This window comes from Micromonospora marincola, assembly GCF_056150385.1.
Genome location: NZ_JAXCFT010000012.1, coordinates 111,058 through 123,382 on the forward strand (window position 1 = coordinate 111,058; position 12,325 = coordinate 123,382).

The 12,325-nt window shown below is 73.3% G+C and carries 5 protein-coding genes; 4 read left to right on the top strand and 1 reads right to left on the bottom strand.

Annotated elements, in window-relative coordinates; all coding sequences use genetic code 11:
* Nucleotides 1-139: 139 nt before the first annotated feature.
* The gene (locus tag SM450_RS22985) at nt 140-4,426 is read left to right on the top strand and encodes a discoidin domain-containing protein (RefSeq protein ID WP_474621822.1); all 4,287 of its coding nucleotides are present in this window, start codon (nt 140-142) and stop codon (nt 4,424-4,426) included.
* A 66-nt stretch (nt 4,427-4,492) separates the two neighbouring features.
* Here the strand turns inward: SM450_RS22985 and SM450_RS22990 are convergent, their stop codons facing one another.
* The gene (locus SM450_RS22990; protein WP_474621823.1) at nt 4,493-5,041 is read right to left on the bottom strand and encodes a hypothetical protein; all 549 of its coding nucleotides are present in this window, start codon (nt 5,039-5,041) and stop codon (nt 4,493-4,495) included.
* 700 nt (nt 5,042-5,741) lie between these two features.
* Between SM450_RS22990 and SM450_RS22995 the strand changes: the two genes are divergently transcribed.
* The 3 genes from SM450_RS22995 (at nt 5,742) to SM450_RS23005 (ending at nt 12,273) form a co-directional block, all read left to right on the top strand.
* Nucleotides 5,742-8,621, top strand: a complete 2,880-nt coding sequence (locus SM450_RS22995) for an ATP-binding protein (RefSeq protein ID WP_474621824.1) — start codon at nt 5,742-5,744, stop codon at nt 8,619-8,621.
* Nucleotides 8,622-8,760: 139 nt separating this feature from the next.
* Complete coding sequence (locus tag SM450_RS23000) at nt 8,761-9,789, top strand: hypothetical protein (RefSeq protein WP_474621825.1); 1,029 nt, start codon at nt 8,761-8,763, stop codon at nt 9,787-9,789.
* A 162-nt stretch (nt 9,790-9,951) separates the two neighbouring features.
* On the top strand, nt 9,952-12,273 hold the full coding sequence (locus tag SM450_RS23005; RefSeq protein ID WP_474621826.1) for a TOMM precursor leader peptide-binding protein: 2,322 nt from the start codon (nt 9,952-9,954) through the stop codon (nt 12,271-12,273).
* Nucleotides 12,274-12,325 lie beyond the last annotated feature (52 nt).

Genomic DNA, 12,325 nt, shown 5'->3' on the forward strand with positions numbered 1-12,325 from the left:
GCCCCGAACGCGGTGTGGGTGGTCTCCGCCTCCCCCCCGGGGGGGGCGGGCCCCCGGCCGGGGCCCCCGCCCCACCACCACACCCCTCACCCCCGTCAACGCCTCTCCACCTCCCCCGGGAAGAAGGTGTCCGTCCACCATGTCCAGACTCCGTACCAGAATGGTCGCGGTGCTCGCCGCGGTCGGCCTGGCCGTCACCGCGGCGCCGGCCCCACCGGCCCTCGCCGCCGGCGGCCCGAACCTCGCCGCCGGCCGAACCGCCACCGCCAGCAGCGTCAACGGTCCCTACGTCACCGCCAACCTCACCGACGGCAGCCAGGGCAGTTACTGGGAGAGCAGCGGCGCGCTGCCGCAGTGGGCCCAGGTCGACCTCGGCACCAGCCGCGCCGTCGACCAGGTGGTGCTCAAGCTTCCCGCCGCCTGGGAGGCGCGCAACCAGACGCTGTCCGTCCAGGCCAGCGCCGACGGCAGCGGCTTCACCACCGTCGTCGCGTCCGCCGCCCGCTCGTTCAGCCCGGCCGCCGGCAACGCGGTGACGCTCGGCTTCACCGCCACGAACGCCCGCTACCTGCGCGTCGTGATCACCGCGAACACCGGCTGGACCGCCGCGCAGCTCGCCGAGCTGGAGGTCTACGGCACGGCCAGCTCGTCGACGAACCTGGCGCTCGGCAAGGCGATGACCGAGAGCGGCCACTCCGACGTGTACGGGGCGGGCAACGCCAACGACGGCAACGCGGCCACCTACTGGGAGAGCCCGAACAGCGCGTTCCCGCAGTGGATCCAGGCCGATCTGGGCGCCGCCACGAGCGTCAACCGGCTGGTGCTGCGGCTGCCCACCGGCTGGGGCGCCCGCAACCAGACGCTCACCGTGCAGGGCAGCACGAACGGCTCGACGTTCGGCACGCTCGTCGCGTCCGCGTCGTACGCGTTCGACCCGTCCGGCGGCAACACGGTGACCGTCACCGTGCCCACCGCGTCCACCCGCTACCTGCGGCTGCTGTTCACCGCGAACAGCGCGTGGCCCGCCGGTCAGCTCGCCGAGCTGGAGATCTACGGCCCGGCGACAGGCGACACCCAGGCGCCGAGCGCGCCGGGCAACCTCGCGTTCACCGAGCCCGCCACCGGCCAGGTCCGGCTGACCTGGACCGCGTCCACCGACAACGTCGGCGTCACCGGCTACGACATCTACGCCAACGGCGTGCTGCGCACGAGCGTCGGCGGCAGCACGCTCACGTACACCGACACCCAGCCCGCCGGCAGCACCGTCGCCTACTACGTGCGGGCGCGGGACGCGGCCGGGAACGTGTCCACGAACAGCAACACGGTCACTCGCACCGGCAACACCGGCGACACCACCGCGCCGACCGCGCCCGGCAACCTCGCCTACACCCAGCCGGCGAGCGGGCAGATTCGGCTGACCTGGACCGCCTCCACCGACAACGTCGGCGTCACCGGCTACGAGGTGTGGGCCAACGGCGCGCTCCGCACCACCGTGGGCGGCTCCACGCTCACGTACACCGACAGCCAGCCGGACAGCGCCACCGTCTCCTACCAGGTGCGGGCCCGGGACGCGGCCGGCAACGTGTCCGCCAACAGCAACACCGTCACCCGCGCCGGCAGCAGCACCGGCGGCACCAACCTGGCCGTCGGCAAGCCGGCCACCGCCTCGTCCGTGGTGCACGTGTTCAACGCCGCGAACGCGGTCGACAACGACGTCGCCACCTACTGGGAGGGCGCGCCCGGCGCGTACCCGAGCACGCTCACCGTCGCGCTCGGCGCCAACGCCAGCATCAGCGCGGTAGTGGTCAAGCTCAACCCGGACCCGGCGTGGGGCGCGCGTACCCAGACGTTCCAGGTGCTCGGCCGGGAGCAGTCCGCGTCCGGGTTCACCAACCTGGTCGGCTCCGCGACGTACTCCTTCAACCCGAACACCGGCAACACCGTGACCGTCCCGGTGTCCGCGACCGCCGCGGACGTCAGGTTGCAGTTCACCGCGAACTCCGGTTCGTCGAACGGCCAGGTCGCGGAGTTCCAGGTGATCGGCGTGCCGGCGCCCAACCCGGACCTCACCGTCACCGCGCTGACCGCCTCGCCGTCCGCGCCTGTCGAGACCGACGCGATCACCCTGTCCGCCACCGTGCGCAACGCCGGCACCGCCGCGTCCGCCGCCACGAACGTCACCTTCTATCTGGGTACGACGAAGGTCGGCACCGCCTCCGTCGGCGCGCTCGCGGCCGGCGCGTCGAGCACCGTCTCGGCGAACATCGGCGCGCGGGACGCCGGCAGCTACCCGCTCACCGCCAAGGTCGACGAGTCGAACGCGGTGATCGAGCAGAACGAGGCGAACAACTCCTACACCAGCCCGACCGCGTTGACGGTCAGCCCGGTGGCCAGCTCCGACCTGGTGGCGTCCGCGGTGACCTGGTCGCCGGGCACGCCGGCGGCCGGCGCGACGGTCAGCTTCGCGGTGACGCTGCGCAACCAGGGCACGATCGCGTCGGCGAGCGGCGCGCACGGCATCACGCTCACCGTGCTCAACGACTCGGGTTCCGTGGTCCGCACGCTCACCGGCTCGTACTCCGGCACGATCGCCGCCGGAGCCACCGCCGGCCCGGTGTCGCTCGGCACCTGGACCGCCGCCAACGGCCGCCACACCGTGCGGGTGGTGCTCGCCGACGACGCCAACGAACTGCCTGTGAAACGGCAGAACAACACGAGCGACCGGGCGCTGTTCGTCGGTCGCGGGGCGAACCTGGGCTACGACATGTACGAGGCCGAGGACGGCTCGGTCGGCGGCGGCGCGCAGGTGATCGGGCCGAACCGCACCATCGGCGACCTGGCCGGTGAGGCGTCCGGCCGGCGCGCGGTCACCCTCAACACCACAGGCGCGTACGTCGAGTGGACCACCAAGTCGGCCGCGAACGCCCTGGTCACCCGCTTCTCCATCCCGGACGCCCCGGGCGGCGGCGGGATCGACTCGACGCTCAACGTCTACGTCAACGGGGTGCTGCACAAGCCGATCAGTCTCACCTCGAAGCACATCTGGCTCTACGGCGCGGAGGCCGCCCCCAGCGACTCGCCGAGCGCGGGCGCGCCCCGGCACCTCTACGACGAGGCGAACGTGCTGCTCAACTCCACCGTCCCGGCGGGCAGCCGGATCCGGCTCCAGAAGGACCCGGCGAACAGCACCACGTACGCGATCGACTTCGTCAACACCGAGCTGGTGTCGCCCCGGGCCAACCCGGACCCGACCCGCTACAAGGTGCCGACCGGCTTCAGCCACGCCGACGTGCAGAACGCGCTTGACGCGGTGCGGATGGACACCACAGGCACGCTCGTCGGCGTCTACCTGCCCGCCGGCACCTACGAGACCGCGCAGAAGCTCCAGGTGTACGGCAAGGCGGTGAAGGTCGTCGGCGCGGGCATGTGGTACACCCGTTTCCAGACGCCCACCAACCAGCAGAACACCGACGCCGGTTTCCGGGTGGAGTCCTCGGCCAGTGGCTCGACCTTCGCCCACCTGGCGTTCTTCGGCAACTACACCAACCGGATCGACGGTCCGGGCAAGGTGTGGGGCGAGCTGAAGGACGTGGACAACCTGACGCTCGACAGCGTCTGGGTCGAGCACACCGTCTGCGCCTACTGGGGGGTGAGCGTGGACGGGCTGACCATCCGGGACAGCCGGTTCCGCAACACCTTCGCCGACGGGGTGAACATGACCAACGGCAGCACCAACGCCCTGGTCACCAACTCGGAGGGCCGCTCCAACGGCGACGACGCGTTCGCGCTGTTCTCCGCCACCGACTCCGGCGGCTCCGGCGGCAACCACGGCAACGTGTTCGAGAACCTGACCGCCACGCTGACCTGGCGGGCCGCCGGCCTCGCCGTGTACGGCGGCTACGACAACGTCTTCCGCAACCTCTACATCGCCGACCAGTTGACGTACTCGGGCATCACCATCAGCTCGCTGGACTTCGGCTACCCGTTCGTCGGGTTCGGCGCCAGCCCGCCCACCCGGTTCGAGAACATCTCACTGATCCGCTCCGGCGGGCACTTCTGGGGCGCGCAGACGTTCCCGGCGATCTGGTTGTTCTCCGCGTCCAAGGAGTTCCGTGGCATCCGGGTGACAGACGTCGACATCGTCGACCCGACGTACTCGGGGATCATGTTCCAGACCAAGTACACCGGCAGCCAACCGGAGAACCCGATCACCGACACGGTCCTGACGAACGTGTCGATCTCGGGGGCGCGGCGCAGCGGCGACGCGTTCGACGCGAAGTCCGGCATCGGCATCTGGGTCAACGAGATGCCCGAGGCGGGCCAGGGGCCGGCGGTCGGCTCCGCGACCTTCACCAACCTGCGCCTGAGCGACAACGCCCAGGACATCCGCAACACCACAACCACGTTCACCATCACCCGCAACTGATGTAAGGCGGGGCCCCTTCTTAACGCCTCCGGTATAGAAGGGGCCCCATCTAACCGCCTGGAAGGGTCACTCGGGGATGACGAACTGGGCGGTGCTCGTGGTGTCGTAGCTGACGCCGTTCTTCTCGGCCTGGTGCGTGCAGTTGACCGTGACCGTCCGGGACTGGGCGGGCACGCCGGTGACCGGGACGGTCGGCGACCAGAAGGTCACGTCGACGAGCGCGCCGTTGTTCTCGGAGTCGTAGTCGTTCGTGGCGTAGCTGAGCACGGAGGCGGCGCACCTGACGTTTATGTAGTTGGCGTCCACCCGGTCGTTGCTCCAGGTGGCGAGCCGCGAGTAGCCGCGGACCTTGACGCCGCCGACGCGGAACGGCCAGGTCCCTTCGTGGCCGACGCTCTCCAGTTGGATGACGCCCTGCAGGTTGTACGCCGGCGACGACGGCGGCGGTGGCGTGCCGGGGTCGCCGGTGCCCGGGTCACCGGTCCCACCCCCACCCCCGCCGTCGCAATTCAGGGAACACTCGGGTTCCGAGGCGTACGCCGGCACTGCCGCCGCGCCGGTGCCCGCGAAGCAGGCCAGCAGGGCGATTCCGACGGTGGTAAAGCGTCTGAGCACGTCGTCTCCTGACAGTGGACGCCCGAGAAACCAACCCGTGGCGTGTGATGGGGACGTAGGTTATCGCTGCCATTTTCGGAAGCGCAATGGATACCGGCCGGTACTGCCGCCCTTACCCGGCTCGACCGCGATTTCCGCGTGTCTTTGCTGGTCAGGAGCCAGGTGAAATTCCTGGCGGCTGTTCAAATCGACGCAACAAACACCATTTCGGTGGTGCTTTTGGGTCTCATGGTGTTGGTTGGATCGGCGTACGGCGGAGTGATGACAATTGTCTGGGCTGGCGGGATAATTCGGGCTTAACTGGCCGCTCATTCCGCGCGTTATGGCATGCCCGCTATCCGCGGTCGGTCGAGCCGTTGCCGGCGTTGCGGAGACGGTCGCCCGCGTGGGCGCGGGCACGACCATCATCGGACCGCGTCCGGGCCGGCCGCCGCCGGGGACGGTACGGAGGCAGTCCGCCCGCCGGACCGAATCGCCGGAGTTCTGCGGCATCCGGGGCAGTTTATTGGGCTTCGGGGATATCGTTCCGGCCTTTTGGTGACCGGTCCCTTATGCAGGGTGTGGCGCGATGTGGGAAAGGGGCGCCCTTGGTCCAGCTGCTGAAATAGATGGGCCGCATCGGTATTTTCGACGGTCGACGGCGCTCCGGTATAGTGCGTTCAATCCCATTGGAGTTCGTCGGGAAGTGTTTTGCTGCGTGATGACAACTGGGCTGGATAATGTGCCAACGGGCCCCCGTTTCGTCGGGCGGCGACCACTGTTGGCGCGTATCGGCCGGGCCCACGGCGCCGCCTTGAGCAGCGGGCGGCAGGTGGTCTGCGAGGTGGTCGGAGAGCCGGGGATCGGCAAGACACGGTTGGTCCGCGAGGCCCTGCACCAGTGCGTCCCCCAGGTTCCCTGGGCGGTCGGGACCTGCGCGCCGGAGGAGCGCGGGGTCCCCTTCCACGTGTTCCGGCACGCCTTCGCCGCGGGACAGACACCGCGGCGCGGGCTGGGCGCCGGGCGGCCCGCCGCAGCGACCGGGGAGATCTGGGGATTCGCCGACGCGGCGCCACCGATGTCGGCGTCCGACGCGCGGCGGTTCCGGGCCTTCCAGTTGGCCCGTCGGCTGATCGGCCTGGCCGCCCGGGACGGCCTGGTGCTGGTCCTCGACGACCTGCACTGGGCGGACGCCGCGTCCGCCGGCCTCATCGCCCACCTGCTGCGATATCCGGTGCCCGCGCCGCTGCTGCTGGTGCTCGTCTACCGGCCGCGGCAGACGGCGACGCCGATGCCGTTCGGTCCACCGGATCCGGGTGGACACGCCGGCGCGGAACCGGCCTCACACGACCGGATCGAACTCCACCCTCTGAGCCTCGCCGAGGCCGCGCTCCTGCACCCCGGCGCCGACCAGGCGGAGCTGCGCGCCCGCTACGAGATGACCGGCGGCAACCCCGGCTACCTGGCGGCGCTGCCCGGCGGCCCGGCTGTCGAGCGCGCCGAGGAGATCCGTGAACCGCAGGGCGCCCGGCTGTCCGACGCGACGATGGCCGTGCTGGGCCGCGAGTGGGCGGGCCTGCCCTCGGTCGACCTGGCCTGCCTGCGGGCCGCGGCGATCGTCGACGCGCCCTTCGCCCCCGATCTGCTCGCCGAGGTCGCGCAGGTGCCCACGTCCCTGGCGATGGAGGCCGGCTGGCGGCTGGCCCGGCGCGACCTGATCCGCCGCGTACCCGGCACCGGACGGTTCGCCCTCCGGCACCCGGTGCTGCGGATGGCGGTCGCCCAGGACACCGACCCGGCCTGGCGGGTGGATGCCTGCGCGCGGGCGCTCACCGCGCTCGACGACCTGGGCGCGTCGCCCGCGGACCGCGCCCGCTACGCGGAGCGGCTGCTCGCCCTGCCGAGCGGTCGCTGGGCCGAACGCTGCGTGGACGTGCTCTGCCGGGCCGCGCAGGACATCCGGCGGGAGACGCCGGACCTGGCCATCCACTGGCTGCGACTGGCGCTGCGGGCGCTGCGTCCGACGTCCGCCTCGACGCAACGTCGCCGGGAGGTGTCGCTCGCGTTGGCCCGGATCATCGGGGAGGCGGGCGACCTGGCCGAGAGTCGGGCCCTGCTCCAGGAGATCGTGCCGCTGCTCCCCGCCGACCTGGAGGGGCGGCGGGCCCAGGCGGTCGCGCTGTGGGCGCGCGTGGAACGCCTGCTCGGAAACTACGCGGAGGCGGCGGCGATCAGCCGGCGCGAGCTGGCCGCCCTTCCGGTCGGCACCGGCCCCGCAGGCGGCTACCGGCTCGCCACCGAGATCGGCGCCGCCGGCATCCTGGCCGGGCGGCCGGTGGCCGGGCTGCCCGACGCGCCCACCGGAATCCCCGACGGCTCCGGCGCGGACCTGGCCGGCCTGCTGGCCGTTCGCGGCCTGGCCGCCGCGCACGACGGCGCGGTCGACGACGCCCGGGGCCTGCTCGACGCGGGCGCCCGGATCGTCGACTCGCTGCCCGACCGGGACGTGCGGGACCATCCCGACTGCCTGACCGCGCTCGGCCTGACCGCGTTGTATCTCGAACGGCAGGCCGACGCGGTGCGGCACCTCGACCGGGGGTTGACGCTTGTCCGCGCCGCGCACCGGGACGACGGGCTGTGCCAGCTACTGCTCGGTCGCAGCCAGGTGGCCTACCACAGTGGCCAGCTCACGGCGGCCATCGGGCTGGCCACCGAGGCGGGGATCGTCGCTCGGCGCATCGGCAGCCGCCACCTGCTGAGTTTCGCCCTGGCGTTCGAGGCGGAGGCGACGGCGTGGCGCGGTGGCCCCCGCGACGACGAACGGGCGGTCGGGCTGGCCCGCAGCGCCGTCGACCTCGCCACCGACCTCGCCACCTGGTCCGGCCGGACCGCCGCGACGGCGTTGGCGACCGCGGCGCTGCTGTCCGGTGATCCGGCCACCTGTGCCGACCTGGTGCGCTCAGCGGGCGGCGACGACGGGCTTAGCCGTCTTCAGGGCACCCTCCGGCCGATGTGGCACGAGCTGCTCTGCGCCGCCGCGCTCGCCGCCGACGAGGTGGCCGACGCCGAGCGGCAGGCGCGGCTGGCGATGGCCGAGGCGGAGCAGGTCGGCCTGCCCGGGCAACGGGGGTTCGCCGAATCGGCGTACGGCGGGGTGCTGCTCGCCCGCGGCGAGGTCCAGGCCGCGCTGCCGCACCTGGAGACCGCGGCCGACCTGTTCCGCGCCGGCGGGATGGCGCTGCGCCGCAGCTTGGCGCTTGCCTCGCTGGCGCGGGCCGCCGAGGCCGCGGACCGGGCCGGCCCGGCGGCGCGGGCCCGCCGCCGGGCGCTGGAGCTGGCCCGGTGGTGCGGCACGGAACGGGTCGGCCCGCGACTGGCCGGCCCGGTCGGCCCGCGCGAGGTCGCCGCCCTGACCGATCGGGAGTGGCACATCGCGCGGCTCGCGGCGACCGGGGTCACCAGCCGGCTGATCGGGCGTCGGCTGAACATCAGCCCCCGCACCGTGGAGGCGCACCTCACCCGGATCTACCGCAAGGCGGGTGTCGCGTCCCGGTCGGCTCTGGTCGCCTGGGTCGCCCGGCTCGATGACACCGATCGGTGACCGCGACCCGGCCCGGATGACGTCGTCCGGTGCAACGCCGGACGGCCCGGCAGCACGAGGCCGCGCCGCCACCGGCCGGGTCCGACCGCCGCTCACATACTCGACTGCACCGGGTGCGATTCCCGTGCACCGGTGGCGGATGGAGGACGAGATGCTGGGCAGAAGATCCGTTGGGAGCCCGCGTACCCTCGTCGGGCCGGCGATGCCGGTCGCCGCCGCGACGGCGTTGCTCGTGCTGGCCGGCTGCGGAAGCGAACCGGTGGACGCGGCGGCACCGGCGGCCTCCGGGTCGGCCACCCTCGGCCGGGACCGCGCCGCGCTTGTGCTCACCGCCTTCGACCAGGCCGACTCGGCCGCCTCGGTGGCCGGCGACGTCGAGGCGCTGCGGACCCAGGAGGTCTCGCCCTCGCTTGACCTCAGCATCGCCGCGGTCCGCCGGGCCACCTACAACAAGCGTCCGCAGCCGTCGTTCCAACACCTCAACCCGGCCTTCGCGGTGCCGCCCGGCGACCCGGCCTGCTTCCTGGCCACGGCCACCCTCCGGCTGGCCGGCTCGGAGCTGGCCCCGACCGACGTCAGCCAGTTCGTGCTCGACGCCGACGGCCAGTGGAAGCTCAGCCACAACATCCAGGTCACCCAACCGTCGCTCGTGGTCGCCCGGAGCATCGACGGCAGAACCGCCACGGAGGGCGGCGAGGCCCTGGACGAGACCAGCCGCCGGGCCCTCGCCGCCGAGGTGTTCGCCCGCAGCATCGGCTCCACCACGAGCAACAGGTCCCTCGTCGCGTCGAGCCCGCTGCTGGACGGCCAGTTCGCCGGCGGTTGGGAGGTCTACGGGCAGCAGTTGGCCGGCGTCGGCGCGACGGTGCGACGGACGATGGACCGGGCGGACTGGTCGGACTGCGCGGTCGCGGTGCCGACCGGCACGCTCACCTTCCTGACGATCCACGCCACCGACACGCTGAGTCCGGCGCCCGGCGGCCCGGCCACGGTGAAGATGGTGCCGCAGAGCCCGGACCTGATCGCCACCGGTCACCGCGCGGCGGTGAGCGGAAAGTCGATCCGGGTCGCCCGGGTGGAGACGTTCCTGCTGCTGGTGCCGGCGCAGGCCACCGGCACCTCGGTGCTGGGCCTCAACGACACCGCGCTGAGCGTCACCGCCGCCTGACCGTCGCCGCCGGGCTGCCGACCGACCGTGCTGCCGGTGACGGCTGAAACCGGTGGCAGAACGCGGGATCGGAGCCCCGGGACCGCGACGATGGCAGCAGCCGTGATCGCCGGCGGGGCCGGGGCGCGAGTCGCGGTCCGGCCACCAGGCTCGGGAGGAACCATGTGGCGTCCGCGCTTCCGATCGGACTACCTGCCGGTGCGGCTGCCCGACGGTCCGCTCGTGGTGCTGGGGGAGACCCGCAGCCTGCTCATCGACGACCCGGTCACCGCCGAGCTGGCCGACCGGCTCGACGGCGCCGCGCCGCTTGCCGACGTGGTGGCCCGGCTGGCCACCCGGCACCCGATGGTCGCCGTCGCCGCCGCCCTCGCCCGGCTGCGCGATCACGGCCTGCTCGTGTCCGGTCCGGCGCACGCCTCGCCGGCCGAGGCGGCCGGCTGGGACGCCCGGGGTGTCCCACCCGAGGCCGGGCTGCGCTGGATGGCCGGCGGCCCGGTCACCATCGTGGACCTCGGGGCGCCGGGGGTCGCCGAGGTCGCCGGCGCGTTGCGTGCCCTCGGGCTCGCCGCGACGGTGGTCGGGCCGGACGCACCGGCCGCCGACCCGGCCGCCGACCCGGCCGCCGACCCGGACGCGACGGACGCCGGCCCGGGCGCCGCGCAGGTGCTGGTGCTGCCGTCGTCGATGCTCGACCCCCGGCTGGCCCGGCTCAACGAGCGCCACCTGGCCGCCGGCCGGGCGTGGACCCTGGCCCGGCCGCACGGCAACGTCGTCCTCCTCGGGCCGCACCTGGTGCCCGGCCGTACCGGCTGCTGGGACTGCCTGCGGCAACGCTGGCAGGAGAACGAGCAGGTGCACGCGTTCCTCGGCGGGCAGGACCTGGCCGGTCCGCTGCCGCAGCCCGGCCGGGCGGTCCTGCCCGGACTGGCCACCACCGCCGCGGGGCTGCTCGCCGCCGAACTCGCCGTGCTCGCCGTGCAGGGCACGTCGCCCCGCCTCACCGGCCGGATGGTCGCCCTGGACACCCGGGACCTGAGCACGGAGAGCCACCAACTGGTACGCCAACCGCAGTGCCCCGCCTGCGGCGACCCGGACCTCGTCCGCAAGGCCGAGCCCCGGATCGACCTGCCGCCCAGCGGCGCGGAGCCCAGCCGGGGCGCGGACGCCCGCACCCGGGAACCCGCCGAGGCGTACGCCGCACTCGCCCACCACGTCAGCCGCTACCTGGGCGTGGTGAGCCGGCTGACCCCGCTGGAGGCGACCGACAACGGCGTCACCCACACCTACTCGGCCGGGCACAACTTCGCCCAACCCCGCCAGCTCGCCGCCCTGCGCCGCAACCTGCGCGGCCAGAGCGGCGGCAAGGGTCGGACCGACCTGCAGGCGCGGATGAGCGCGGTCGGGGAGGCGGTGGAGCGCTACTGCGGGGTGTGGCGCGGCGACCGCCCGGTGCACCGGGCGACCTACCGGCAGCTCGGCCCGGAACGCGCGCTGCACCTGCGCGAGTTGCTGCTGTTCTCGGACCGGCAGTACGCCGACCGGGACCGGCTCAACCGTGACCTGGGCCATCTGCACCGCATCCCGCGCCCGCTCGACGACGAGGTGGAACTGGACTGGACCACCGGCTGGTCGCTGACCCGGCAGACGCCGCGCGAGCTGCCCGCCGCGTACTGCTGGTACGGGCATCCGGAGCAGGCCGGGCCGGGGGTGTGCGCGGCCGACTCGAACGGCTGCGCGGCCGGCGGCACCCGGTCCGAGGCGATCCTGCAGGGCTTCTGCGAACTCGTCGAGCGGGACAGCGTCGCCCTGTGGTGGTATCACCGCTCCCGGATGCCGGGGGTGGACCTCGCCTCGTTCGCCGACCCGTGGACGGCCGCCTGCGTCGCGCACCACGCCGCCGCCCTGGGCCGCGAGCTGTGGGCCCTCGACCTGACCGCCGACCTCGGCGTACCGGCGTTCGCGGCGGTGTCCCGGCGGGTCGACGGCGGGCCGGAGGACGTGCTTGTCGGCTTCGGCGCGCACCTGGACGCGCGGGTCGCGCTGACCCGGGCGCTCACCGAGGTCAACCAGTTCCTGCCCGCCGTTCCCGGCCCCACGTCCAGCCGCAACAGGTACGGCGTCGACGATCCGGACACCGCGCGCTGGTTCGGCACGGTGCGGGTGGCCGACCAGCCGTGGCTGTCCCCGGACCCGGCCCGGCCGCCGCGCACCGCCGCCGACCACCCGACGCTTGCCACCGGCGACGTCGGCGACGACGTGCGCGGTTGCGTCCGCCGGGCGGAGCGCGCCGGCCTGGAGGTGATCGTCGTCGACCAGTCCCGTCCGGACGTCGATCTGACGGTGGTGAAGGTAGTCGTGCCGGGGCTGCGGCACTTCTGGCGCCGGCTCGGTCCGGGCCGGCTGTGGGAGGTCCCGGCCCGCCTCGGCCGCAGTCCGGTGGCCGTCGACGAGACGTCGGCCAATCCGTTGAACGTCTTTTTCTGACCGACGCTGTCGACCCGCCGGGAACCGGGGGAGGGACGTGGAGATGAGCACC